Source organism: Streptomyces sp. 2114.4 (assembly GCF_900187385.1).
GTDB lineage: Bacteria > Actinomycetota > Actinomycetes > Streptomycetales > Streptomycetaceae > Streptomyces > Streptomyces mooreae.
Genome location: NZ_FYEY01000001.1, coordinates 6539810 through 6564990, shown reverse-complemented (window position 1 = coordinate 6564990; position 25181 = coordinate 6539810). Strand labels below are relative to the sequence as shown.

General features: G+C 68.1%; 25 protein-coding genes and 2 pseudogenes. 8 read left to right on the top strand and 19 right to left on the bottom strand.

Annotated elements, in window-relative coordinates; all coding sequences use genetic code 11:
* The first annotated feature begins 13 nt into the window (after positions 1-13).
* The 3 genes from CFW40_RS28870 (at position 14) to CFW40_RS28860 (ending at position 3387) form a co-directional block, all read left to right on the top strand.
* On the top strand, positions 14-1141 hold the full coding sequence (locus CFW40_RS28870; RefSeq protein ID WP_256331230.1) for an FAD-dependent monooxygenase: 1128 nt from the start codon (positions 14-16) through the stop codon (positions 1139-1141).
* A 176-nt stretch (positions 1142-1317) separates the two neighbouring features.
* Positions 1318-2262 carry a VOC family protein gene (locus CFW40_RS28865; protein WP_088800754.1) on the top strand — a complete coding sequence of 315 codons (945 nt, stop codon included), beginning with the start codon at positions 1318-1320 and terminating at the stop codon, positions 2260-2262.
* A gap of 141 nt (positions 2263-2403) precedes the next feature.
* Positions 2404-3387, top strand: coding sequence for an AraC family transcriptional regulator (locus CFW40_RS28860; protein ID WP_088800753.1), 984 nt, complete (start codon positions 2404-2406; stop codon positions 3385-3387).
* A gap of 674 nt (positions 3388-4061) precedes the next feature.
* Here CFW40_RS28860 and CFW40_RS28850 read toward each other — a convergent pair.
* Positions 4062-4265, bottom strand: a complete 204-nt coding sequence (locus CFW40_RS28850; protein ID WP_256331233.1) for an alpha/beta fold hydrolase — start codon at positions 4263-4265, stop codon at positions 4062-4064.
* Between the two features lie 27 nt (positions 4266-4292).
* Here CFW40_RS28850 and CFW40_RS28845 point away from each other — a divergent pair.
* Positions 4293-4598: pseudogene (locus CFW40_RS28845) on the top strand (MerR family transcriptional regulator); the annotation flags it as partial.
* Between the two features lie 236 nt (positions 4599-4834).
* On the top strand, positions 4835-5209 hold the full coding sequence (locus CFW40_RS28835) for a hypothetical protein (protein WP_088800752.1): 375 nt from the start codon (positions 4835-4837) through the stop codon (positions 5207-5209).
* A gap of 216 nt (positions 5210-5425) precedes the next feature.
* Here the strand turns inward: CFW40_RS28835 and CFW40_RS28830 are convergent, their stop codons facing one another.
* From CFW40_RS28830 to CFW40_RS28805, 6 genes are read right to left on the bottom strand one after another with little or no spacing between them, the layout of a single operon-like run.
* Positions 5426-6013: an O-methyltransferase gene (locus tag CFW40_RS28830; protein ID WP_088800751.1), complete on the bottom strand. Its 588-nt coding sequence runs from the start codon at positions 6011-6013 to the stop codon at positions 5426-5428.
* A 32-nt stretch (positions 6014-6045) separates the two neighbouring features.
* Complete coding sequence (locus CFW40_RS28825; protein ID WP_218136787.1) at positions 6046-6816, bottom strand: sulfite exporter TauE/SafE family protein; 771 nt, start codon at positions 6814-6816, stop codon at positions 6046-6048.
* Positions 6813-7340, bottom strand: a complete 528-nt coding sequence (locus tag CFW40_RS28820; RefSeq protein ID WP_088800750.1) for a cupin domain-containing protein — start codon at positions 7338-7340, stop codon at positions 6813-6815. Before CFW40_RS28820 ends, CFW40_RS28825 begins: the two co-directional genes overlap by 4 nt.
* A gap of 3 nt (positions 7341-7343) precedes the next feature.
* A complete protein-coding gene (locus CFW40_RS28815; RefSeq protein WP_088800749.1) occupies positions 7344-9122 on the bottom strand; it encodes an FAD/NAD(P)-binding protein in 1779 nt (592 codons plus the stop codon).
* A 13-nt stretch (positions 9123-9135) separates the two neighbouring features.
* Entirely contained in the window at positions 9136-10431 is a 1296-nt protein-coding gene (locus CFW40_RS28810; protein ID WP_088800748.1) for a pyridoxal phosphate-dependent aminotransferase, read from the bottom strand.
* Between the two features lie 9 nt (positions 10432-10440).
* Positions 10441-11160: an iron-containing redox enzyme family protein gene (locus CFW40_RS28805; RefSeq protein WP_218136788.1), complete on the bottom strand. Its 720-nt coding sequence runs from the start codon at positions 11158-11160 to the stop codon at positions 10441-10443.
* A gap of 1071 nt (positions 11161-12231) precedes the next feature.
* Between CFW40_RS28805 and CFW40_RS28800 the strand changes: the two genes are divergently transcribed.
* Both CFW40_RS28800 and CFW40_RS28795 read left to right on the top strand, forming a co-directional pair.
* Positions 12232-12939: a hypothetical protein gene (locus CFW40_RS28800; RefSeq protein ID WP_088800746.1), complete on the top strand. Its 708-nt coding sequence runs from the start codon at positions 12232-12234 to the stop codon at positions 12937-12939.
* 139 nt (positions 12940-13078) lie between these two features.
* Complete coding sequence (locus tag CFW40_RS28795; protein ID WP_256331234.1) at positions 13079-13351, top strand: hypothetical protein; 273 nt, start codon at positions 13079-13081, stop codon at positions 13349-13351.
* Between the two features lie 162 nt (positions 13352-13513).
* Here the strand turns inward: CFW40_RS28795 and CFW40_RS28790 are convergent, their stop codons facing one another.
* The 5 genes and pseudogenes from CFW40_RS28790 to CFW40_RS28775 form a co-directional block, all read right to left on the bottom strand.
* Entirely contained in the window at positions 13514-13822 is a 309-nt protein-coding gene (locus CFW40_RS28790; protein ID WP_088800745.1) for a hypothetical protein, read from the bottom strand.
* A gap of 164 nt (positions 13823-13986) precedes the next feature.
* On the bottom strand, positions 13987-15057 hold the full coding sequence (locus CFW40_RS28785) for a D-alanyl-D-alanine carboxypeptidase family protein (protein ID WP_088800744.1): 1071 nt from the start codon (positions 15055-15057) through the stop codon (positions 13987-13989).
* A 146-nt stretch (positions 15058-15203) separates the two neighbouring features.
* Positions 15204-15377: pseudogene (locus CFW40_RS38325) on the bottom strand (LysR family transcriptional regulator); the annotation flags it as partial.
* 70 nt (positions 15378-15447) lie between these two features.
* Positions 15448-15552: a DALR anticodon-binding domain-containing protein gene (locus tag CFW40_RS38320; RefSeq protein WP_256331235.1), complete on the bottom strand. Its 105-nt coding sequence runs from the start codon at positions 15550-15552 to the stop codon at positions 15448-15450.
* 292 nt (positions 15553-15844) lie between these two features.
* Positions 15845-16981 carry an NAD(P)/FAD-dependent oxidoreductase gene (locus CFW40_RS28775; RefSeq protein WP_088800743.1) on the bottom strand — a complete coding sequence of 379 codons (1137 nt, stop codon included), beginning with the start codon at positions 16979-16981 and terminating at the stop codon, positions 15845-15847.
* Between the two features lie 85 nt (positions 16982-17066).
* Between CFW40_RS28775 and CFW40_RS28770 the strand changes: the two genes are divergently transcribed.
* Positions 17067-17822: a TetR/AcrR family transcriptional regulator gene (locus CFW40_RS28770; protein ID WP_088800742.1), complete on the top strand. Its 756-nt coding sequence runs from the start codon at positions 17067-17069 to the stop codon at positions 17820-17822.
* Positions 17823-17879: 57 nt separating this feature from the next.
* Here CFW40_RS28770 and CFW40_RS28765 read toward each other — a convergent pair whose 3' ends face one another.
* The 7 genes from CFW40_RS28765 to CFW40_RS28735 all read right to left on the bottom strand — a co-directional run bounded on the left by CFW40_RS28765 (position 17880) and on the right by CFW40_RS28735 (position 25110).
* Positions 17880-18452: a hypothetical protein gene (locus CFW40_RS28765; protein WP_088800741.1), complete on the bottom strand. Its 573-nt coding sequence runs from the start codon at positions 18450-18452 to the stop codon at positions 17880-17882.
* On the bottom strand, positions 18449-19570 hold the full coding sequence (locus tag CFW40_RS28760; RefSeq protein ID WP_088800740.1) for an ROK family glucokinase: 1122 nt from the start codon (positions 19568-19570) through the stop codon (positions 18449-18451). The genes CFW40_RS28765 and CFW40_RS28760 overlap by 4 nt, the downstream gene beginning before the upstream one ends.
* 228 nt (positions 19571-19798) lie before the next feature.
* Entirely contained in the window at positions 19799-20608 is an 810-nt protein-coding gene (locus tag CFW40_RS28755) for an ATP-binding cassette domain-containing protein (RefSeq protein ID WP_088800739.1), read from the bottom strand.
* A complete protein-coding gene (locus CFW40_RS28750; protein ID WP_088800738.1) occupies positions 20605-21678 on the bottom strand; it encodes an ABC transporter permease in 1074 nt (357 codons plus the stop codon). The genes CFW40_RS28755 and CFW40_RS28750 overlap by 4 nt, the downstream gene beginning before the upstream one ends.
* Positions 21675-22649 carry a sugar ABC transporter substrate-binding protein gene (locus CFW40_RS28745; RefSeq protein WP_088800737.1) on the bottom strand — a complete coding sequence of 325 codons (975 nt, stop codon included), beginning with the start codon at positions 22647-22649 and terminating at the stop codon, positions 21675-21677. The genes CFW40_RS28750 and CFW40_RS28745 overlap by 4 nt, the downstream gene beginning before the upstream one ends.
* Positions 22650-22897: 248 nt before the next feature.
* Positions 22898-23920 (bottom strand): sugar ABC transporter substrate-binding protein, encoded by a 1023-nt coding sequence (locus CFW40_RS28740; protein WP_088800736.1) that lies wholly within the window; start codon positions 23918-23920, stop codon positions 22898-22900.
* 416 nt (positions 23921-24336) lie between these two features.
* Complete coding sequence (locus CFW40_RS28735) at positions 24337-25110, bottom strand: GntR family transcriptional regulator (RefSeq protein WP_088800735.1); 774 nt, start codon at positions 25108-25110, stop codon at positions 24337-24339.
* Positions 25111-25181 lie beyond the last annotated feature (71 nt).

The window sequence follows — 25181 nt, the reverse complement described above, 5'->3', positions numbered from 1 at the left end:
TCTGGAGGCGTACATGAACAGCTGTCGCGGTGCGCGCACCGCCATGATCGTGGGAGCGGGCGTCGCCGGTCTGACAGCGGCCGCCGCCCTGGCAGGCGCGGGATGGCAGGTGGAGATCGCCGAGGCCAGCCCGTCCAGGGCGACTTCCGGATGGGGGTTGTGCCTGACCGGTCCTGCCCTGCGCGCGCTGGCCGGGCTGGGTCTCGCGGACGACTGTCTGGCCGCGGGCTACGGCATGAGCGTGATCACGCACGTGGACGTGGACGGCGAACCCGCGGGCCGGGCCCGGCTGCCGAGCTTGATCGGTGCGCGGCGGCCGGCGATGGCCGGCATAGCGCGCCCCGTGCTGCACCGCATCCTGCACGCGGAAGCCGAGCGGCGCGGCGTCGTCGTACGACACGGGCTGACCGTCACGGCGGTGGACCAGGAGGGAGAACTGGTCCACGTGCAGTTGTCGGACGGGTCGGTCCGGCAGGTCGCGCTGTTGGTGGGCGCGGACGGGATCCGCTCATCGACGCGGAGCCTGCTGGGCCTTGCGGCCTCGCTCGACTATCACGGGCAGATGGTCTGGCGGGCTCTGGTGCCCCGCCCGCAGTGGGCCACCGGGATCCACCAGTTCGCCGGGAAGGCCGGCACGGCCGGCCTGGTGCCCCTCTCGGTCAGCCAGGCGTACGTGTTCCTGACGGAGAACGGAGTGGAGCGGAGCGTCCTGCCCGAGGCCGAACTCGTCCCGCGCCTGCAGCAGATGCTGGAAACCTTCCCGGGCAGGGTGGCGGAAGTCCTCCCTCTGGTGTCCGCGTCGGAGTCGGTGGTGCGCCGCCCGGTGCTGACCGCGTTCCTGGCGGGCGCCTGGAACCGGGGCAGCGGCGTCGTCATCGGTGACGCCGCGCACGCTCCCGCACCGCAGATGGCGAGCGGCGCGGCTCTGGCCATCGAGGACGGGCTGGTGCTGGCCGAAGAGCTCGGGCGGCACAGGCCGGTCGGGGCGGGGCTCGAGGCGTTCGTGAGACGGCGCGGGCAGCGGTGCCGAACGCTCGTGGAGACCTCGGTGACGATCGCCGGCCTGGAACGTGCGCAGCGCCATCGCGAAACGTATCCGCTGACGGAGGCCGGTCACCGGCTCATGGCCGAGCCCGCGTGACCGTCCGGCGCGAAGTGAACAGCCGGCGCGAAGTGAACAGCCGGCGCGAAGCGACCAGACGACGCGAAGCGTCCAGACGACGCCAAGTGGACGACGAGACGAGGGAGTTGTGGCCAGGACCCGCATCTTCGGCGGCAGCACCTTGACCTGACCAGTGCGACTCAAGGGAGTTCACCATGAGCAACAGCAGCAGCCTGATCACCCATCTGCGGCACATCGATGTCGCCATGCCGAACTTCGCCGAGCAGCGTCAGTTCTACACCGAGCTGTGGGGGCTGACGGAGACCGCCGGTGACACCGGTGTCTCGTTCCTGGCGGCCGAAGGCTCCCCTGAGCAGTACGTGGTGCGACTGCGCGAGGACGCCCACAAGCGCACCGACCTGATCGCCTTCGGCGCCGCCGGCGCGGGCGATGTCGACACCCTGGCGGCTCAGCTGATCGCGCAGGGCGTGCGGCTGGTCCACGAACCGAAGCGGCTGGACACACCCGGGGGCGGCTACGCGGTGCGTTTCTTCGACAACGAGGGCCGCGTGGTGGAGGTCTCCGCCGACGTCGCCGCGCGCCGGCACCGCAGGATCGAGGCCCGCGAGCCGATCCCCGTACGCCTCTCCCACGTCCTGATGAACTCTCCCACCCCCGAGGCCACGGTTGCCTGGTACATCAGGCACCTGGGGTTCCGTCTCTCGGACACCATGTGCCGGGGCGACCGCGGCGAGATCATGTGGTTCCTGCGGTGCAACCCCTTCCACCACAGCTTCGGTATCGTGCGCGGGCCGCACGCGGCCTTCCACCACGCCTCCTTCGAGATGCGCGGAGTCGACGAGTTCATGCGCGGCACCGGCCGGATGCGGCGCAGGGGCGTCGAGCGGCTGTGGGGGCCGGGCAGGCACCGTGCCGGCGACAACTCCTTCAGCTACTTCCTCGACCGGGCCGGCAACACCGTCGAGTACACCACCGAGCTGGAGATCCTGGACGAGGACACCTGGCACCCCCACCTCTACGACCTGCGCGACCCCGCCAATGCGGATGAGTGGGGTACGGCCAACGAAATGGACGAGTTCATCGCCGCCAAGTCCCACAACGACGTGGACCCGGGGCTGTTCGTCGCCCCGCCGATGTGAGCCCGCCCGCACCGGGCACCGGGCACCGGCACCGGCACCGCACCGGGCAGGCCACCACGGCTGAGACTTGAGACACTGACGCCGTACGCGGGCCCCGCCGCATACGCCCCCAGCGCCGCGGCGGGCGCACCAAAGGAGGAGGTGAACGCCGTGCCGGAGCCGCTGCGCACCTACCTCATCAGCAAATCCCGGAACCCCGTCGACCTGCTGAACGCCGCCACCCTGATCTTCGGCGGCTCCATCGCCACATCGCCGCTGGACGGCCTGGGCAGCGGCGATCACGAACTGCGCGGCGTGGCCGCCCACGGCTTCGCAGTGGGCTACTTCGTCTCGCCGCTCGACGTGCGCGTCGCCTCGGCCGAGGGCCGCAGGTCCTACTTCGTCAACATCGGCGTCTCCGGCGCGATCTCGGCAGCGCGCGGCAGCCTGCGGGCGACCTTGGACAGGTCGACGGCGGGAGTCGTCAACCCCGGGGACTCCCAGGAACTGCGGCCCGTGCCTGCCCGCGGGACGCGGTTCCTGGGGCTGCGCCTCGACGCCGCCCTGGTCGACCAGGAGTTCAGTGCGCTGACCGGGCACCCGCCGCTGTCCCCCATACGCTTCGACTTCGCCCTGGACCTGGCCACGTCCAAGGGCCGGGCGGTGCGGCTGCTGGTCCGTGCCCTGCTCGAACAGCTGGACTCGGGAGACCCCCTCTTCCAGCGCACGGACGTGCAGCGCAGCCAGCTGCGGGCCCTCGTCACCGCCCTGCTCCTGACCCAGCCGCACTCGCACACGGCCGAGCTGCGCGACGGCCCTCCCCCCGGCCACCCGCGTGCGGTGCGCGCAGCCCTCGCGTTCATCGAGGCGAACCTCACCGAACACATCAGCCTCGGTGACATCGCTCGGGCCGCCCACTGCAGCCCTCGCACCATCAGCTCGGCGTTCCGCAACCGGCTCGGCCTTCCGCCCCTGTCCTACGTCCGCAACCTCCGGCTCGACCGGATCCGTGCGGACATCCTCGCCTCCACCGACCCCATCGGCACGATCGCCTACCGGTGGGGCGTCTCGCACCTCGGCCGCTTCGCGAGCGCCTATCGCGACCGCTTCGCCGAACTCCCCTCCGACACCGCGGCCCGGAGGTAACCCCGACCTCCTGCCTGACCGTCGGATCACGACGATCCAGCCCTGGCGCTGCCACCAGCCGATCGCCTTGCGTGCGAGGGACAGTTCGCGGTTGACGGTGTCGGCGTCCGTCGCGTCCGCCCCTGCCGCCTTTCCGGCGCACCAGGAGGACGCCGCGTCGGGTGCGGTGGCTCCCAGGCGGAGAACGCTCGATTGCAGCGTTACCGGCAGTGCGGCGAAGGCAACGCCCCACAGGGCCACGGCCACCACGGCGAGTGGCTGCAGCCGGACGCTCGCACCGAGCAGAACCAGTGAGCCGGCCATCAGGGCGATGGTGCCGAGCAGGACGGTGTGCGGGCGACGGTCCCCCAGGACACCGCCGAGCCAGGTCCCCAGGAAGCCCGCCAGCCCGTACAAGGCAAGGAGCATGCTGGTGGCGGCCTCGCTGAAGGCAGCGGCGTCGTGCAGGAGCGGGGGCACGTAGGTGTAGACGGTGAAGGCGTACACGGTGACCAGCAGCCCCACCCGTGATCGCGCGACTCCCAGATCGTCGCTGATCGGCGTCAGCAGCCCGACCGGCAGCAGCTCTGTGGTGACGACGACGAAGGTCGTAGTGGCGAGAACGAGCAGGCCGGCCCGTTGCCGGGCCGGCGACTTCGTGAGCGGACCGGCCTGATCCGTGAGCAGCGGTGCGCTCACGCTGACGTGGTGGGCAGAGCGGCGAGGAACTCGCGGACGTGGCGCAGCCAGGTCGCTCGGTCTGCCGTGCTCAGGACGTGGGCGGCGCCGGGCAGTTCGATCAGCTGGGCACCCGGGATGCCGGCCGCCAGGCGGTACGAGCTCTCGGGCAGCACAAGTCGGTCGCCGGTCGGCGCCACCACCAGGGTGGGGGCGGACACCCGAGGTCGTCCAGGTCCAGTGGTTCGATGGAGCAGCAAGGACTGCTGACGCCCGAGCGGCTGCCCAGCGGCTACCGTGTCTACGGCGAGTCGGACGTCGAGACGGTGCGCCGCATTCGCTGTCTGCTGGCGGCAGGCCTTCCGACCGCTCTGATCGCTCAGGTTCTGCCGTGCATCCGGGCGGACGACCAGCACCTCGTGCCCACCTGCCCGGACCTGCTCGCCCAGCTGCGCCGGGAGGGCGAGCGGATCACCCGCGCCATCGAGGATCTACAGGCGTCGCGCGCGATGCTCGACACCATCATCGCCGCCGCGCCCCCCCGGGGGCGACGGGACGCCGAGGTCGCCTCAGCCTGGCGTTGCCGAGGCAAGCTGACAGGAAGCCGCACCGGCGGACAGCGTGACCGATGTCGTCGCCCGCTACCGGGACGCGGTCCAGCGCGCGAACGACGTTCTCGACGGGTGCACCGAGCTCGGCGACGTTCTTTTACCGTCAGGCACTTCTGCCACAACTCACCCTTTGCTTATGGTGACTTGAGACCGCAGAGCGCGGTCGAGAGGAGATCGTCATGCCTACGCAGACCAGCAGCGCACCGCGCCACCTTCCCCGCTTCGAAGACGCAGAACCGCTCGGCCCACAGGACGCGGAGTTCGCCAGGGACATCAAAGCCGTGCTGGAGAAGCACGGCAATCTGGACCGGTTCGGCCTGGTGCTGTTACACGACCACTTCTCCATCGGCAGCGACGAAGTGCCCGTCGAGACGAACGACCCGCAGGCCCGCACACTCCACGTCAAGGTGGAGAAGAAGGCAGAGACCCAGCACGCCCAGCCCTCGCAGTGGCGGTTCCTGGCGGACTCCGAGGAGACACCCGCCGCAGAGAGCGACAGCACCCCCTACGAGGTGCTGATGCTGTGCCTGACACTTGCCTGCGAACGCCGCTGAGGCCGGACACCCCCGGCTGACACGCCCGCACACAGGGGGAGGGCTGTACAAGCTCCCACGGGTACAGCCCTCGCCGTGCTGATGACCGTCCGTTCAGGCCAGACCTGGCGGTCCGGTCCGTCATGCCCCCCTGTCCAGGACGTTGTGGTGGTCAGGAGCCGAGGACGTCGTCGGCGACGGCGGCCCAGCCAGGCACTCGAAGTGCGCGCGTGCCCGTTACACGTCCTCCTTCAGGATGACCAACTCGCCCTTGCCGATCGGGGAAAGCGAGCTGAGGTAGCCGTCCGAGGCCGTGACCAGCCGGGTGAAGTCTTCCATCTGGTGGGCATGGGAGGTCGCGTTGTCGACCACGAGGAGGTGGCCGGGAGCGAGGATCCGCTGTAGCAAGGGCCACCAGCCGGCGTACTGTCCGCGATCGCTGTCCAGGAAAATGAAGTCGTACTCGCCCGCTTCGCGCGTTGCGAGGAAGCGGCCGGCCTCGTCGCCGATCTGCTGAATGCGGGGGCCGAGCCCGGCACGCTGAAAGTTCCGCTCTGCCATCGCGCGCTTGTCAGGCGCCTTTTCGATGGTGGTGACCGAGCCGCCCTCGCCCACGGCGTCGGCGAGCCACAGCGTCGAGTAGCCGTTCGACGTCCCGATCTCCAGCACCTTCTTGGCCTTGGATGCCTTGACAAGTAAGGCGAGGAACACGCCGGTGTCGTGCGTGATGTTCAGCATCTTCCGGCTTCGGTCGTCCGTCGCCGCATCGTTGGTACTGCCGAATTCCTCCAACTCACCCAGCAGTTCGGCGAGACCGTGTTCCATGGCGAATCCTCTCCTTGCTTCATGAAGCCTCATCAGCCGGCCAGACTCTGTATCGCGACGTACAGGCCGAGGATCAACAGGGCGACACACAGTACTGTGCGGAACTTTTCCTCGGAGATCCTCCGGCGAATCCGATTGCCGACCGACATCCCGAGAAAGGCCGGCGCCAAGGCGGCGGCCGACATGACGCCGAGATCCATACTGAGCAGGTCCTGTGTCCGCAGCGACCATGCCAGACCAACGGTGGAGAGCGTGAAGAGGATCCCCATGCTCTGCACCAGTTGGTCCCGCAGCAGACCGATGGACTGCAGGTAGAAAACTCCCGGGACGGCTGACGAGCCGGTCATTCCGGTAAGGAAGCCGTTGGTGGCTCCGAAGGCCACACCCGCGGGGTGGTGCCACCATCTGTCCCTGATGTTCACCCGGAGCTTGAACAGCCCGAGCAACCCGTACACCGTGAGCCCCAGGCCGAGCAGTGCGGACATCACGTCTGCCCGGAAGTAGCTCAGCGTGAACGCACCCGAGACGGTGAAGACCGTGGCGGCCAGAAGAAACGGCCAGGTGAGCCGCACGACTTCCCGGCCGTGACCACCGCGCGACGCCTGAAGGACATTCGTCAGGAACGTCGGAATGAGAATCAACGCCTTCGCGGGGTGGATCCCGACCGTCGCCGCGAGAATTCCCAGGACGACGGGCGGCAGGCCGAGGCCGGTCAAACCCTTGATCAACCCACCCGCGAAGAACGTCAGAACTATCAGCGTGACGGTGGCCACGTCGAAGGAGAGCGGTGCCGTGTCGGTCAAGAGTTGCGGCCACTGCGCGGGTGCGCCGTCTCCACTCCACGGGAGGCGAAGCACCGCAGGGCAGCCACGACGTCAGCCTGCTCCTCCGCGTCCAGGACCTCGGGCTTCTCCTGTTCGAAGTGGTCGGCGAGCTTGATGATGTCGGTCTTGCGATCCTCGATGTAAACGGCGTCGCCGGTGACCTGCGTCGCGGCGCGCTCGGCGAATTGCCCCGCAATATCCTTGGCGGCGGGAACGAAGTTGATGTCGAAATCGCCGATCTGCAGGAGGACATAGCGTGAGGGCGTTCCGACAGGTGCTCCGTTGACGAACCTGTGCTTGCTCGGGTGGGGAACCTGGAACACCTGATCCGGGTGGACGGTGAACACCTCGTCCGTATCGGGCAGCTCGATCGTGATCTGACCCCGTGAGCAATACATCATGTCGGACACTTCATTATGGAAGTGATAGGGGACAGCCTTGTGGTCGAGATTGAACAGGCTGACCCGCAGGCCGTCCTGGTAATGGAACTCTTTCATCTCCATCGTTCAACTCCCTGTCTCGCTGGTGACCAACCCGGGACCGTCGACGGCGACGGAGCGTGCGGTGACGGCCGCCGCGACATCGAGCCACGCCTCGGCAACCCACTCGGCCGCCTCGACGAATGCGCCGGCGAAATTGTGTTCGTGCTGCCAGAACCTGACGGGCGAACCGTAGGAGGTGAGATGCGGCGACGGAACACACCCGCCGCCCGCCCGCTTCATCACCCGGTACCCGCCGCGGGCGTCGAGCGCGATACCGCCCGTGACATATCCCCCTTCCTCATGCGGGACGATCTCGCCTCGCCTCAGAAGGTTCTGCACCAACGGTGACGGATGGTTCTCCATGTTGAAGTCCTGCCCGCTGGCACGGATCACGCAGTCCGCCCGCAGGGTCGACTGTCCGCCCTCGTCGGACCGGTAGGTGATCCGGAAATCACCGTCCTCCCCCACTGCTGGACGCGGCGCGTCATAGCCCTGCCTGACGGTCGTCAGCATCCCGGCGTCCATCAAAGCAAGAAGCTTCTCCGCGTTCGCGGACGGCATCGGCACGGCCGTCCGAATGAAGTGGGTGTCGAGCAGCCGGTCGTACGTCGCCTTGTCAGACGGTTCGAGCTGGTTGTAGAAGCGCATCCGCCGCGCTTTCAGCACAATGGTGTGGACGAGGTTTCCGGTGTACGAGTCCCGAAGATCACTCGCGAGCTTTTCCTTGGCGGAGTGATAGCCGGGGTTGGTGATGTCGTTCCACCCCACTGCCCCCTCGGTTGCCCGGCGCAGGTCCTTGTCCAAGAGCTCCAGAATGCGCTCGATCGTCAGCTGCCCTTGGTGATCGCGCCGGATCTCCGCCAGGCGCTCCTCCGTGAGATGGTGCGGCTCGTACGGAACGAGCGGCCCCCGCACGGGAGGGAAGAACCCGCAGCGCGACCCGGCGACGATGTGCAAGGGCTCCTCGCCGGCCTGCGCCGCCGGCTGGTACGACGCGATATGACCGTCGTCGGTGTACGTGAACTCGCCGTCACCGCACAGCGTCATGATGGCGTCGATACCGCTCGGGCCCATCCCCTGAACGAACACACGGGGCCGCTCGCCACGTGCGCGCCGTAACCGGATGCGTTCGTCGACGGCTGCTTTCACCGCGTCCGGTGGATAGGGCGCCATGACGTATCCACTCTCTCCGGAAAGCGAGTCGGTCGCCTTGGACTGCCAGTGTCCGGTGCTCAGCAGGACGCGGTCGATCCCGTCCACCGTGAACTCGTGGTCGGTATCGAGGCTACGGAGGGACAGGGCGAATCCCTGCTCCGTTGCGTAGCCGTCGACGGCCTCGTGGCGCACGTACTGCTGAACGTCAATGCCATGTGCACGGGCCCGCTCTACGGTCTCCTGGAACCGCTTCTCGAGATACAGGCCGAACAACGCCCGCGGATAGAACTCGCCGTTTTCGGGCTGCCATTCACTGAGCGTGACTCCGGGGTGGGTCTCCCGGACCAGCTCCGGACAGTCCCTGATGAGCCATGGTTTGCTCGCGGCCAGCCAGTCGACGAAATCATTGCCGTGGATCCCCATGGTGCTCGCCTCGTTGTTGCACCGATGCGCAAGCTGGACGTTGTCCTTCGCATAGGGATATCCCGGCCCGTTCACCGGCCCCCGCTCCACCGTGACGATCGTGACGGCCGAGGGGGAGAGCGAGGGCCTGCGGCGTGGATCGGTAAGTCGTTGCACCACGTGCCACAACGCGCAGGTTCCTGCGAAACCCGTGCCGATGATGCAGAAGGTGATGCTTCCCCTCATCTTGGCATTCAGGTCAGGACTCCAAGCGTGTGAGGGCGCGCCTGATACGTATGCCGGCCTTGCTCACGAGCGCACCCGTCCGGCCGCAGTTGATCCGCACGAGGTGATTGAGGAAGTGGCCCTCCGCGAAATGGCTGCCGCAGATCGTGGCGACCTTCGCCTCGTTCAGCAGAAACTGATCGGCGCTGCTGTAGCCCTGCTTCTGGTAGGCGTCGGCGTAGCTCGAAAAGTCGACGAAGAGGAAGTAGCCCCCTTGGGCGGGGCTGATCTTCAACGAGGGGACGGCTTCGAGCTCGCGCAGCATGGTCTGGAGATTGGCGCGTGCGGTCTTCGCTCTGGCGGCCGCCACCTCGTCCATTTCCGGCTGCAGGGCGATGTGCGTGGCGACCTGCCCGTAAGTGGAGGCGAACGAGGTGATGTTGACCTGTGCGCGCGCCGCCGCGTCCACGATGTCCGGTGGACCGCAGAGGTAGCCGATCCGGTCGCCGTGCATTCCGTACGTCTTGCCGGGTCCGGTCACTGACAGCGTCCACGGCCGCATGGAGCAGCGGCTGCCGTCGGGCAGCGGAACGTCGATGGCGGCGAACGTCTTGGCGCGGTCCCCCACGATATGGGCCTCGTAGGGAGAGTCGAACAGGACATGGACGGGGCTCTCGCCTCGGGACTCACACCGCATATTGTGCCGGGCGAGGACATCGGCCAGCGCCGACAATTCCTCGGTCGAATAGACCTTGCCCGTCGGGTTGATGCAGTCGCCGAGCACGACGATCTTGGTTCGCTCCGAGAGCGCTTCCTCAAGAGCCGGCGCCGTGAGCCCGTCGTGCGCCGTGACCAGGACGGTCTTCGGGATGGCTTCGTGCAGCCGCACCATGTCCGAGTAGTGCGGCCAGTTGGGCACGGGGATCACGACTTCGTCGCCCGGGTTCAGCAGGGCGTGGAAGACCACCGAAATCGAACCCTTCACACCGCCCGGTGTGACCATGATTTCACGGTTCGGGTCGTACGCAATTCCATGGAGGCGGGCCACGCGCGCGGCCACGGACTCCAACAGGAACGGAAACCCTCTGACGGGCGCAAAGGCATGAATCGCGTCGGACTGCTTCTCCACGAACTCGATCACACCTCGGTCGATCCGGGGATCGGTCGGTGTGTCCAGCGCGCCGATGCTGAGGTCGATGATCTGGTCGTCCTCGGGGAGCGACTTGTTGAGCGCGGCGATCTTCGCCGCGGTCCCGTGAGTCACCGATTCTGGAATGCTCAGGACGGCATCGGAAATTCCACGATTTTTCTGCACGGTCGGCCGATTCACCTCTCCCCGCTAGGAATTCAACTCGCGGACGGCCTTGTGCATCGCGTTCCACATTTCCTGTTGTATTTTCAGCGTCTCGTTCGCACCGTAGGCGATCTCGGCGACGTCGGCTTCGGTGCGGCAGTTGTTCTGGACGCACTTCTTCGCATCGGCGGCATGGCGTTCCTCGACGCCCTCATCGCCGACGTGGACGTTGAAGTAGATCTCGACGTTGTTGACGAACTCGACTTCGGGCTGCTTGTTGTTGCTGTTGCGGAACGCCGTACGGCAGACCTGCAGCATCCTGTCGGCGTGGGACTCCAGAGCCATCGCGACGCCCAGCATCCGGTGGTAGTTGGCCCCCAGCAGCTCCCGGGTGCGCTCGCGGTACGCGAACGTCTCCGGGATGACCAGGTCACTGTGGCGCGCATCCTTCACGAGTAACGGCGCCAGGCCGAACTCGATCTTTCCGTGCAAGTTGTGGGCGTTCTCCATCAACACCTCATGGCAATGGGCGGCCTCGCCGTTCCCGGCCTCCTCGTTGAGGATGTAGGAGAACAGGACCAGGGTGTCCCGGTCATCATTGGCCGCCGCCTGCGCACACACGTGAGCAATGCCTTTGACCGTGCCCTCGGTGCGCTGGAAGAAGTTCGCCCGGTGAAATTCATAGGTACGGCTGTTCCATGGCGAGTTCTCCAGGAACTTGAAGTACTCATTCTCGTAGACCGGGTGCCGGTCCAACTCGTCCATGAGCGAAGTGACTTGATCGTGAAGTGCCGTTGCCGTGCTTGTCGTCATCTTGCTTCACTCCAGTTCACACAGGTGTGGATCGCGGTCAATATGGTGGTCAAATTGACGCAACGATCCACTGGATAGATGCCTTGAGACGTCTTCGATTGCGCTTGATCACTATCACGAGCCATCGTGGCGGCCCGGCCGGCGAACCGCGGGGGTCACCCCACGAATCCACCGTCTCGCACCATGAGAATGTTCGCGCCCGAGGAAGGTCGCTTCATTCCACGGACGGGAGAGGATTGCTCGCTCCCTCGCACACCCCAGTGCGCCGCGAAGAGCTGAGACCCGGAATCGGACAGGAAACCTACAGACCTTCCTCCTGATGAAGGCAGAAGAATCGCTGAACGTATATCCACCCTCCAGGTGAGCCACGATGACCACCCCGGTGGTCGGCCGTGCTCCATGATTGCCTAAAGGTTGATTCAGGAACAGTCTTTACCGGCCACTTGTCGAGAGCCGCACCACTACCCATGGTCATGGTTCCGTTACTCCACCGGGAGCGTCGACACGGGGTAACGGATGGCCCCGATGGTGCGGAAGTGGCTCCTGCGGCAGCACTGCCCCAGGAAGAACCGCCCTCCGAGGCTCCGGAGCGACGGGTACGGCGTCATGACGTCGCGGCGAACTCCTGGGGCTACTGGCCCTGCATGCCCGGAAGTCATAGTCGGCTTGAAGTAGGCAGTTTGGACCGAAGGATCGCCTCTCGGCCGGCGGTACGGCGACCGAGCCCGTCGCGGGCGCGGAGGGCCGGGCCCGCCGCGGCGCGCCGATCCGGACCAGCCGACGTACGCCGTCTCCCGGTTATCGCAGCCCGCATCGCACCGCTGAATGTCCATCAGCTGCAGCTTCCCGTCTCCCAACTCGGCAGCACTCGCCCGGCTCTTGAGGCTCGCCTTGGCGTCCATCCCTTGCTCAGCAGCGTGTTAGCCGGGTGTTAGCGGAGCGGCAGCCGTGCGCTAGTGGCACCGAGCAGAGTGGGTGACGTACCGAGAAAACAACGACACCGACCGCCCCGGGGAATACGAAATGAGCTCCAGCTCCACTGTCCGCACCGCTCGTCGCCGCACGCTGCGTATCGCCGCCGCGGCCCTGACCGCGGCCGCCGGTCTCACCCTGACCGCCTGCTCCGGCTCGGACGCCGGCGGCACGAAGTCCGCGGGCCACACGAACATGCGCTCGACCGCCGCCGAGTCCACCGCCTCGGGCTGGTCCGGATTGCAGAGCACCGACGCCAAGGCCGACGTCAAGGCGGGCGTCGCGGACAAGCAGTCGGGCCGGCAGCAGTCGGGCAGCGCGCACACGGCCGGTGCCACGGCGGCATCGCCGGTCCGCACCCAACGCCTGGCGGACGGCATCAGCAAGGCCGAGATCTACAAGCTGGGCGACCAGCACTACCGCGCCAAGATCGTCGCCCGCGGTTCGGTCCTGGCCACGCTGGAGACGAAGGGGCACGACGACGGGCTCGACGCCAACGACATGTTCGTCACGCTCACGCTGGACGGCCAGGTCCACTCCTGGATGGGTGGCGGACACCAGGGACCGGGCACCTTCAAGCTCGCGGGCGGCTGGACGGCCAAGGTCACGAAGATCGGCGAGCTGCGGTACCGCGCACAGATCATCGGCCACGACGGCGTAGCCGCCACCCTGGAGACGAACCAGCACGACGCCGGGCTCAACGCCAACGGCATCTACATCGTGCTCAGCGCCGGCGGCGTGATCAGCGCCCACGCGTAAATACCCGCCCGGCCACCTTCGTCAGCCCGATCGACTGACCACTCGACTGACCACTCGGCTGACGACCCGGCTGACCATCTCGGTACCGCCCTGGACATGGGCCAAGACCGTATCCGAGCAGGACCGGCTCGGGGCAGTGATGACAAGCAAGGAGAAGAAGACCATGAAGTCGTGGCGTACCCGTATCGGTGTCGGTCTCGCTGTCAGTGCCGCAGCGGTCGCCATTCCGCTGACCGCCACCACCGCCTCCGCCGCCCCTCCGCCCGGCGACGGCTGGGTCCCCGTCGGTGCCATGAAGTACCCGTCGAAGACGGCGTGCGAAGCGGCGGAACTCCCGCAGGCCCAGGCGAACGGCTACCACGAGGTGTGGTGCGACGACAGCGAGACCATCATGCCCATCTACAGCCGCTGACCGTTCTCGATCCGGCGAGGAGGCGTCCCCCCGACGCTGCGCCAAAAAGTCCGCTGCCCCGGTGTGTCACACCGGGGCAGCGGACTTTCCGCTTCCACCACCCGCCGACCGCAGGATCCGTTCCCCCAACGGCAGTCCCCGCGGCCGGCGGACCTTACTCGACTACTCGACCGCATACAGCAGGTTGTACTCAGCACCATCCGCCCTGAAGCGCAGACTGCGCTCACCGGGCGTATCCGTGATCCACTGCTCCCCGGGCCTGCCGTCCCCGACCGCTCCGCCGGCCTCCCCGAGGGAGACGGCAATCGTTCCCGTGAAGTCGCAGTCGTACTTGACGGTGTACATCCGGTCTCCCAGCACCGTCCTGTTCCACACGGTGCCACGATGCTGGACAACAAGCCTCGGCTCGTCGACGCCGCTCCAGCCCTCAGTCGTGACGCACTGGAGCTTCTCCAGATAGAGCTTGGCCATACCGTCCCCTGTGAAGGATCCTTCCCGACACTTCACATCCTGCCGAGCCGCAATAAACGATCACTAAACGTGCCGCGGGACCGGTCAGGAGGCGGGGGCAGGGGCGAGGGCGGGGCCGACGGTGCCGCATGCGGTACGCGCTCAACGCCGGGGGCGCTGCCCGTTCAGTGGGCGAAGCCCCAGTCGAGCATCTTGGCGGCGTCATCGAAGCGGCTCCCCTGGTCGTCCTTGAGGATCGCGCCGACCAGGGTGCGGTTGTCCCGCTTGGCGGCGAAGACGAGGGCGTAGCCGGCCTCCGGGCCGCTGCCCGTCTTGATGCCCAGGGCGCCGTCGTAGCTGCCCAGCAGCTTGTTGGTGTTGTCCCAGGTGTAGTACCGGGTGTGGCCGTTGGCGGCCGGAGCCTCGGCCTTGAACTGCTTGTTCTTCACGATGTCGGCGAACACCGGCTGCAGCATGGCGCGCTGGCCGAGCTTGGCCAGGTCGCGGGCGGTGCTGTAGTTGCTGCCGTGCGAGATGCCGTCGAAGCCGTCGAAGTGCGTGCCGGCCAGGCCCAGTTGTTGCGCCTCGACGTTCATCTGGCTCACGAAGTCGTCGATCCGCGCGTCCGCGGTGGCACCGGCGCCGAAGTTGTCGGCCAGGGCCATCGCGGCGTCGTCGCCGGACGGGATCAGCATGGCGTGCAGCAGCTGCTCGACGGTCAGCGTGTCGCCGGTCTGGAGGTCGGCGGTGCTGCCGCCGACCTTCTGGACGTAGTCCCGGTACTCCTGCTTCACCGTGATCTGCCGGTTCAGCCACTCCGGGTGCTTGAGCACCACCATGGCCGTCATGATCTTGGTGGTGCTGGCCATCGACACGCTCTCGTCCGCCTTGGCCCCGCCCCACAACTCCCGCTCCTGGCTGCCGTCGCGGGCGTCCAGCAGGAAGGCGTGGTCGGCGTGGATCTGCGGAGCGTCCTGGTCCTTCGCGGCCTGCGCGGCGGCGGCCTTGCCCTCGACGGCGTGCTGCCGGCCCGCCTGCGCGGACCCGAACTGCCGCTGCGTTCCCTGCTTGTGGGCCGCCCCCGCGGTGGCCTCGCCGCCCTGCCGGCCGTTCTCGTCCGCGGAGTGCGTGGCACCGGGGGTGGCCGCCTGGGCGAGGCCACTGGCGGTGATCGGCAGGGCGGCACCGACAAGGGCGACCATCGCGACCCGGACTCCGGTGCGGTGGATGCGGTTGGGGCGGGCGTGGGAACCCATGGGGCGTCCATCCATCCTTCCGGCGAAGGGACGCCGGTATGTAGTAGAACTCAGTTCATACTGAACCTACTTGTGTGGCGACAGTTGACTCAAGTCGGCTATGTCATAGCCCTGCAACGGGGGTTCGCCGCTGTGGTGTGTGGTGATCAGGCAGTGGTCTCCTCTGCCCGGGGGCCGTTGTCCAGGCGGCAGCGGACGAAGTCCCGGAGGACGAGGCGGGCGTCGTCGACGGGGGACCACGCGACGCCCACCTGGCTGGGGCTGACGCCGCTGACAGGGCGGCAGACGACGCCGGGGCGAGCGGAGAAGCGGGCGGCGGATGCTCCTTGCGGCGGCGCTGCCGATCTCACCCCGGTGCCGGACGGTTGTGGTGGTGGCCGGCGGTCGTCCTCACATCCGTTCCGGCGCCGAGACTCCGAGCAGCTGCAGCCCGTTGCGCAGCACCAGCCTGGCGGCCTCCGTGAGCACAACGACCGCAAGATCTTCTGGAGTCACGGCAGCGACGCTACCGGGGACAACGGCGCCCGAGACACTGGTTATCCGCGAGGAATGGCGGAGGCCGACGGGGCGGCCGAGGCTGTGGTGACGGCTTCGTCCGCGGGACTGCCCCTCGACGAAGTGCGGTCTCCCTCGCGGACCGTCAGCCGAACACCACATCCGGTCCACCGTGGCCGACTTCGCCACCGCCGCCCGCAATGTATGTCGGCGGAGAGACCGGGTACACCGACCATCCCGTGACGGCCGGGGTGCGGCACCGTGTCGGGCCTCAGGGAACATGCGCACCGGCTCAGGCGGAGGTGCTTTCGTCTTCTGAGAACAGGCTGATGACCCCGGCGGGGGCGTTGGCGCCGAAGATGAAGTCGATGGTGCGGTGGGCGTCGGCAGCCGCCTTCTGGCTCCGGGGGAACATCCTGCTCTCGTGGTCGGCGAGGGCCTGCTCGATGTCGTCGGGGTGGGCTGCGATCGCCGTGCCGAGTTCGGCGCCGTCGAGCATCGCGAGATTGGCTCCGTCCCCTCCGGGGACGGTCGCGTGTGCCGCGTCGCCGAGAAGTGTGACGCCGGGGACCCGGTCCCAGCGGTGGTCGTCCGGCAGCTCGTAGATGCTGCGCAGGACGGGTGCGGACGCGCCGTCGGTGATCAGGGACAGCAGTTCCGGTGCCCAGCCGTCGAACTCTGCCGCCAGCCGTGCCTTCGCCGCCGGGGCGTCGGTGAAGTCGAGCGCATCGAACCACTCCACAGGACGGCGCAGCACGACGTAGGTGTGGACGACGTCACCGGCTTCACGGTGGGCGAGGAGTCCTTTGCCCGGGACCAGGGCGTACAGGGCGCCGTTCCCGACGAGGGCGGCCACGCGCGGGTGGGCCGTGTCGACGTCATGGAGGCGGGTGTCGACGTAGCTCATGCCCGAGTACACCGGCCGCTCGTCCGACAGGAGCGGCCGGACGTTGGACCAGACCCCGTCGGCGCCCACGAGGACGTCGGACACGGCCGACGAGCCATCCGAGAACGACATCTGGTGTCGTCCGTTTCCGAGGGGGGTCGCCGAGACGAGTTTCTTGTCCCATCGCACCGTGCCGGGCGGCAGTGAGGCGAGCAGGATCCGACGGATGTCACCGCGCAGTGCTTCCGGCCGTGCCAGGGAGCCGTCGTCCGGCCGGTCGACGACCACGCGTCCCTGCTCGTTGACGACACGTCGTGCTCCGCCGCCCCGGTGGATGATCGAGCGGTACTCCTCGGTGAGTCCGGCCATCTCGAGGGCGAGCTGGCCGTCTTCCTCGTGGAGGTCGAGCTGTCCTCCCTGGGTGCGGACGCCTGCGGACTTCTCCGCCTCGTAGACGGTGGCGGGGATGTCGTGGAGGTGCAGGATCCGGGCGAGCGTGAGTCCGCCGAGGCCGGCGCCGATGATCGAGACCGAGGTCGTCATGGTGATTCCTTTCGCGGTGGTTTCACTTCCCTGACGAACATTGTTCGGTCGACGATCATTGTTCGTCAACAGGTAGAGTGGCGTCGTGGCAGGACGACGGGCAGCGCGTGACGCAATCTCCCGGGATCAGTGGGCGGCGCTGATCTCGGCCAAGAACGCCGACTCGGAAACCGGAGGGCGCCGGGCCGCCGGCCGGAAAAAGCCCCTCACGGTGGAGCGCATCATCGACGCCGCTCTCCAGGCCGTCGAGGAAGGCGGCTTCGAGGACCTGACGATGCGGATGGTCGCGGCGAGGCTCGGGACCGGCCCCGCGTCGCTGTACGCGCACGTGCGCAACAGGGCGGAGCTAGGTGACCTGCTCATCGGCAGGCTGTGCTCGCAAGTCGCTCTCCCCGCACCGGACCCCGCGTGCTGGCGGGAGCAGTTCATGGACGTATGTGCACAGCTGCGCGATCAGTTTCTGCGCTACCCCGGTATCGCGCAGGCCGCTCTCGCCGTGGTGCCCGCCGATCTGGCAACTCTTCGGGTCGGCGAGGGGATGCTCGCGATCCTGCTCGCCGGTGGTGCGCCCGCCCGACAGGCGGCCTGGACCAGCGACGCGGCCTTCCTCTACATCACGGGCTACTGCCTGGAGGCATCCGCGGCCCGACGGCAGGGTGAGGACGCCGACGGCCGTGTGATCGACCGCGCCGAAATCGCGGAGCGGCTCCGGATGCTGCCGCCCGACCTGTTCCCCCATACCGTCGCCCATGCACGGGAGCTCACCTCAGGCGCCGGACACGACCGGTTCACCTTCACCCTCACCCTGCTGCTGCAGGGGCTGGTCCCGCCACGGCCGTGAACAGTCTCAGGACAGCCGGCGCTGCACCGTCGGGACCCCACCCTCAGCCCGTCGCCTTCAGAACCTCACGGTCGAGACGGTGTGGACGACCGGGTGGCCCGGCTCGTCGTAGTTGACCATGATCCGCTGGTACGGGTGCGGTGACCGGCCCGTGGTCGTGGTGCCGGCCCAGGGCGCGTCGATGCCGAAGTCCCAGCCGACCTTCGACGCCTGCTCGGGCGCGATGGTCTGACGGTTCTTCTTGAGGGCGGCGGTGCTGGTGCCGACGGCGTTGAGGTAGTGCTCAAGTCCCCACTTGTTGGTCCTGAACTGCACGAACAGCGAACTGGTCTGCCAGGAGTTGGTCTCGTAGTAGTAGACCGGGGTGGAGCCGATCGGCACCGGCACGTTGTAGATCCGCTGCTGGACCTTGGAGGGGAAGGCGTTGGTCAGGCCGGTGGCGGCTGCCTCGGCCTCCTTGCCCTCGCCGCTGTCCCGGCTCTGCTCGGCGGAGATGACGATATAGCCGGCCGGGATCGCGATCAGCAGAAAGATGATCAGCGCCATCAGCACCGGGCGCCGGCGCTTGACGCGGGGCGGCGGGACGGGCTGGGCGTCGTCGTGCACGGTGTGCAGGTCGGTGTCGGTCATCGGCGGCCTGCCCGTTCGTATCGTTCGTAGCGCTCGACCCGGCGCCGGTTGGCGCGCCGGAAGCGGCGAGCCACCAGTCGGGCCAGGTCGGCGGCGCCGACCATACCGGCCTCGGGGCCCAACTGGGCCTTGGTGAGGGTGGCTTCGGGACGGTAGCCGCGGCCGGTGAGATGACGCCGGAACGCCTCCCTGGCCGGGCCGATCAGCAGGTCGTCGGCGGCGCTGACGCCGCCGCCGATGACGAAGCACGACGGGTCGAGGGCGGCGGCAAGGTTGGCGATGCCGACGCCGAGCCACTGGCCGATCTCCTGGAGGAGTTCGACGCACATCGCGTCGCCCTCCCGGGCCAGCTCGGTGATCAGCGGTCCGGTGATGTCGCCGATGCGGCCGCCGACCCGCTCGATGATGTTGTACGCGACCGGGGAGTCGGCGGCGGCCAGCTCACGGGCCTCACGCACCAGGGCGTTGCCGGAGCTGTACTGCTCCCAGCAGCCGCGGTTGCCGCACGGGCAGCGATGGCCGCCGGGGACGACCTGCATATGGCCGAATTCACCGGCCACGCCGTACTTGCCGCGCTTGACGGCGCCGTCCTCCAGTATCGCGCCGCCGATACCGGTACCGAGCGTGATCATGACGAGATGGTCCTCGCCGCGGCCGGCGCCGAAGCGCCACTCCGCCCAGGCGGCGGTGTTGGCGTCGTTGTCGACCATGACCGGGACCGCGAGGCGGCCGGCGAGGCGGTCGCGCAGCGGTTCGTTGCGCCAGTTCAGATGAGGTGCGAACAGCACGTTGCTACGGTCCGCGTCGACCCAGCCGGCCGCGCCGATGCCGACCGCATGGACGTCGTGCCGGTCGGAGAGGTCGAGCACCAGCTCGGTGATGGTGTCCTCGACGACCTTGGGGCTCTTGGACTTGTCCGGCGTCTCGGCGCGGACCTTCTCCAGGATGGTGCCGTCGGCGTCGACGACGCCCGCCATGACCTTGGTGCCGCCGATGTCGATACCCACGGTGGGCACCCGGGGGGCGGTCAGGTGCGAGCGCCGCTCACGGGTGCCGACCGTGCGCAGCACGGTGGCCCTGGCCGATCCTCGGTGCACCCGGTCCCGGTACATGCTCATCGACCCACCTCTTCGCCGTATCTCCCCCACTGCCTCACGGGCGTGGGTGGTACCCCCATGCGGCGGCTGTGTGCACGCAAGAGTCGTCTCGTCCCTGCGGGTCTCGGGAGGCCGGGGCCTCGATGTGCGGGTTCGGTGCGATTGTGCATCACCGGCGGCGTCCGGCGCACCGCGACGGGGAGTGACGCGCCCCGCACAGCTCGGGGGCCGTGCGGGGCGCGGTGGCGATCACTCGGGGCGATGACCGCCGGGAAACTCCGGGGTCGCGGTCCGGGCCAGCTCATGACTGAGCTGTTCCAGTTCGCTGCCGCCTGCCATTTGGCGGGTCAGCTCCTCCAGGGTGATCTCCGTTTTGGCGTGGCTGCCGGCCATGGCGCCGCGCTTGAGCAGGACGAAGCGGTCACCGACGAGATACGCATGGTGCGGATTGTGGGTGATCAACACCACGCCGAGCCCGGCGTCCCGGGCGGCCGCGACGTACTTGAGGACGACGCCGGACTGCTTGACGCCGAGCGCCGCCGTCGGCTCGTCCAGGACCAGGACCTTGGCGCCGAAATAGACGGCGCGGGCGATGGCCACGCACTGGCGTTCGCCGCCCGAGAGGGTGCCGATGGGCTGGTCGACGTCGCGCAGGTCGATGCCCATCCGCAGCAGCTCGCTGCGGGTGGTCTCGCGCATCGTCTTGACGTCGAGCCGCTTGAAGGGACCCACGCCGGTGGTGGGCTCGGAGCCGAGGAAGAAATTCCGCCACACCGGCATGAGGGGAACGACGGCCAGGTCCTGGTAGACGGTGGCGATCCCGCGGTCCAGGGCCTCGCGCGGGGAAGCGAGGGCACTCTCCTCCCCGTCGATGGTGAAGGATCCGGCGTCATGCCGGTGCAGCCCCGCGATGATCTTGATGAGGGTGGATTTGCCGGCGCCGTTGTCCCCGAGCACACAGGAGATCTCGCCCGCGTGCACCTCCAGGGACACGCCTTCCAGCGCCCGGACATTGCCGTAGTACTTGCTGACGTCGCTCAGCTCGACCAGCGCGGTCATGCCTTTTCCTCCGCCCGCTTGCGGACCCATGCGTTCAGGAGTGTGGCGAGCAGCAGCATCGCGCCGAGGAAGAACTTGTACCAGTCCGGATTCCACTGCGCGTAGACGATGCCCTTGCTGGCCATGCCGAAGATGAAGGCGCCGACGGCCGCACCGATCGCCGAGCCGAAGCCGCCGGTCATCAGACAGCCGCCGACCGCCGCGGCGATGATGTAGAGGAATTCGTTGCCCACCCCGTCACCGGACTGGATCGCGTCGTACGAGAACAGCAGGTGCTGGCCGGAGACCCAGGCGGCGAAGGCGACGCCCATGTAGAGGCCGATCTTGGTTTTGGTGACCGGGACGCCCACCGCCCGTGCCGCGTCGGCGTTGCCGCCGACCGCGAAGATCCAGTTGCCGACGCGGGTGCGCAGCAGGATCCAGGTGGCGAGGGCGACCAGCACGATCCACCACAGGATGGTGATCTGGATGTCGACATTGCCGAGCGTCAGGTGCGAGGCGAAGACCTTGCGGGCCGACTCGAAGCCCTCCATGTCGGCGATGGACTTGGTCGAGACGGTGCCGTCGATCAGCTTGGTGAAGCCGAGGTTGAGGCCGGTCAGCATGAAGAAGGTGCCCAGCGTGATGATGAAGCTGGGCAGTTTGGTGCGGGTCAGCAGCAGGCCGTTGAAGGCCCCGATGGCCAGGGTGACCAGCAGTGACACCCCGACGCCCACCCAGGTGTCGGCCGTCATCTGGTAGCTGAACATCGAGGAGATCAGTGCCGAGCTGACGACCATGACGCCGGCCGAGAGGTCGAATTCCCCGCCGATCATCAGCAGCGCCACCGGCACGGCCATGATGCCGATCGTCGAGGACGCATAGAGCACCGTGGAGAGGCTGGAGGCCCGCAGGAACGGTTCGGCGACGATCGAGAAGAACACGAAGACCGCGGCGGCGCCGACGACAGAGCCCAGTTCGGGGCGGCCCATCAGCCGACGGGCCAGGGAGCGGTGCAGCAGCCGTTCGTCGCCGCCGCTCTTGGCGGGCGGCTCCGCGGGCTGCAGCGGCGGTGCGTCGGTGTGGCTCATCGCGTCCCCCGCTTCGTGTACTCCTGCAGTGCGGCGGCGTCCTTCTTGGTGATCACCTGGGGTCCGGTGAGCACCGGCTTGCCGCCGCCGAGGACATCGGAGTTGTACTTGTAGAGCCACAGCAGGTCGACGGCCTCGTAGCCCTGGAGGTAGGGCTGCTGGTCGACGGCGAAGCCGAGGGAGCCGTCCTTGAGGCCGGTCGCGACCTGGGCGTTGAGGTCGAAGGTGTCGATCTCGGCCTTGCTGCCGGCCTGCTCCTTGGCCTTGACGGCGGTGGGGGCGAACGGGGCGCCGAGCGTGACCACGGCGTCGATGGAGCTGTCCGCCTGGAGCTTGGACTCGATGGAGGACTGCACATCGGGCATGTTGGTGCCCTCGACGTACAGCTTCTGCAGATCGCCCTTGAAGGTCTTCTCGGCGCCGTCGCAGCGCTGCTCGTGGCCGACGTTGCCCTGTTCGTGCAGGACGCACAGGGCCTTCTTCCGGCCGCGCTTGTTCAGCTCCTCGCCGACCGCCTCACCGGCCACCGTCTCGTCCTGCCCGATGTGGCTGAGCGCACCGAAGGCCTTTGACGCCTCGGCGCCGGAGTTCACCGTGATCACCGGGATGCCGGCCTTTTCGGCCTTGGCGATCACGTCCTTCATCGCATTGGGCTTGGCCAGCGACACGATCAGCCCGTCGACCTTCTGATCGATGTAGGACTGCACCAGCTCGCTCTGCCGCTGGGCCTCCTTGTCGTGCCCGTAGACGAACTTGATGTTGTCCTTGACGGCGGCCTGCTGGGCGCCGTTCTGGACGATGTCCCAGAAGGTGTCGCCGTCTCCCGAGTGGGTGACCATCGCGAACGTCCACCGGGGGGTGTTCACCGCGGCCTTGCCGCCCGCGGACTTGGCGGCGCGCTCCTGTTCGGCGCGCAGGCCGCCGGTGCTGCTGCATCCCGCCAGCGCGACGCCGAGCGCCGCCGCCAGCACGGCGCCGACGACGCGTCCCCTTCTTCGAACCCGTGCCACGAGGACTCGCCCTTCCCGCTGGTGCTGCCGTATCGGCTGCGTTGGTTGACTGCTTGGCTGCGTTGGTTGACTGCGCTGTCCGGACCGGCTGGTCCGTGCGTGTGCGGTGTTCCGCACCGCCTCCGGCACCGGTCGGCCGGGACCGGCCGGCCAAGTATCCGTTACCGGTGATCTGTCCGGGTTCATCGGGTCCCGTCTTCCCTGGGGCTTCACCGGGTGCCTCGCCCGGTGTAGGCGGTCAGCTTTGGTACGTCCTTCTCCGTGACCAGGGCGGGCCCGGTGAGTACCGGCCTGCCCCCGCCGAGCACATCGGCATTGGCCTTGTGGAGCCAGAGCAGATCCACCGCCTCGTAGCCCTGGAGGTAAGGCTGCTGGTCGACGGCGAAGGTGACGTCCTTCGCCTTGAGCAGCTTGACGACGGCGGAGTTCAGGTCGAAGGTCGCCAGCTGCGCGGAGCTGCCCGCCTCCTCCTTGGCCTTGACGGAGATCGCCGCCATCGGCGCACCGAGCGTGACGATCGCGTCGATGTCCTTGTCGGACTGGAGCTTGGCCTCGACGGAGGACTGCGAGGCGGGCGCGTTGGTGCCGTCGACATCGAGATTGTCGACCGTCCCGTGGAACGCCTTGCGGACGCCGGCACAGCGGTCCTCCAGCGACACATTGCCCTGCTCGTGGACGACGCAGAGGGCCTTCTTCCGGTGCCGGTGGTTCAGCTCCTCGCCGACCGCGCGCCCCGCCACGGACTCGTCCTGCCCGATGTGCGTCAGGGCCCCGTACGCCCGGGAGAGCTCGCCGCCGGAGTTGATGGTGATGACGGGTATGCCCTGCGCCTCCGCCTTGCGGACCGCCGCCTTGACGGCCTGCGGCTTGGCGAGGGTGACGATCAGTCCGTCGACCTTCTGGTCGATGTACGACTGGATCAGCGCGGCCTGCTGGGCGCCCTCCTTGTCGTGGGCATACAGGAACTTCACATTGTCCTTGGCGGCGGCCTGCTCGGCACCGTTCTGCACGATGTCCCAGAAGGTGTCGCCGTCGCCGGAGTGGGTGACCATCCCGATCGTCATCCGCGGGGTGGTGGCGCCCTTGCCGGACCCGGACGCCGTGCTCCCGGCACCCTGCCCGCCGGAGGCGCTGCACCCGGTGGCGAGGGCGAGGGTCGTCAGTAAGGCGGCGGCGCCGCGCACCGCGACGCCGCGGACAGTGAGGGGACCAGCCGTACGCACGCCCATCATCGTGGGACCGCCTTTTCTCCCGGCCGCCGGACTGCGGCTGGAGGAGTTTGTAACGGCGCGCACAGAGCCGCGTCAATGGTTTGTCAGAACATTCTGACGAGGGGGTTCCGCAGACATATCCCATAGGGGGACATTGCGGCTGGAATTGGTTCACTGGCCGGAGACCTCGGGGCGCCGCATGCCTCCGGGCGTCGCATACCTCGGGGGCGTCGCATGCCTCGGGGGCGTCGCATGCCTCGGGGGCGTCGCATGCCTCGGGGGCGTCGCATGCCTCGGGGGCGTCGCAGCGGGCCGGGGGTCCGGGGCCGCTTCCAGGCGCGCCCCTCTTGGCCCTCAGGGGCGCTCAGGGGCACTCAGGGGCGGCGCTCAGAGGCCGTGCTCTCAGGGGCGCTCTCAGGGCTGCCTCAGGGGCATTCTCAGGGGCGCACGAGCAACTGGAACTCGAAGGCGTACCGGGAGGCGCGATAGACATGCGAGCCGAATTCGACCGCGCGCCCGGTGTCGTCGAACGTGGTGCGCTGCATCGTGAGCAGCGGGGCGCCCTCGGGCTCGTCGAGCCGTTCGCCCTCCTCGACGGTCGCGGCGCGCGCGCCGACCGCCTGACGGGCGCTGTGCAGGGTGATGCCGGCCGACCGCATCAGGCGGTACAGACCGGTCTCCTCCAGCTCGGCCGTCTCCAGCTTGAGCAGCCCCGCGGGAAGGTGGTTGCGCAGATGCGCGACGGGCTCGCCGTGCGTCAGCCGCAGCCGCTCGACGAGCGCGACCTCGGCCCCCTCCGCGATCCCCAGCGCGGCGGCGACCTCGGCGTCGGCCTCGGTGGTGGTGTTGAGCAGCACACGGGTGGCCGGCTTCTGCCCGGCCGCCTCCAGGTCGTCGTAGAGGCTGCTCAGCTCCAGCGGGCGCTTGACCTGACTGTGGACAACCTGCGTGCCGATCCCCCTGCGGCGTACCAGGAGCCCCTTGTCGACCAGCGACTGGATCGCCTGCCGCACCGTCGGCCGGGACAGACCGAGCCGGCCGGCCAGCTCGATCTCATTCCCGAGCAGGCTGCCGGGAGCCAGCTTGCCGTGCTCGATCGCGGCCTCCAGCTGCTGGGACAGCTGGAAATACAACGGGACCGGACTGTTCCGGTCCACGCTGAACTGGAGGGGGCTTTCGGCGCCCCGGGCTTCTGTTTCGCGTTTCCCCACGCTGGCGAGCGTATCCGCCCGGACAGATGACGGGAAGTCCGGAGGTCACATTGTCCGGACAAGGGGCCGTA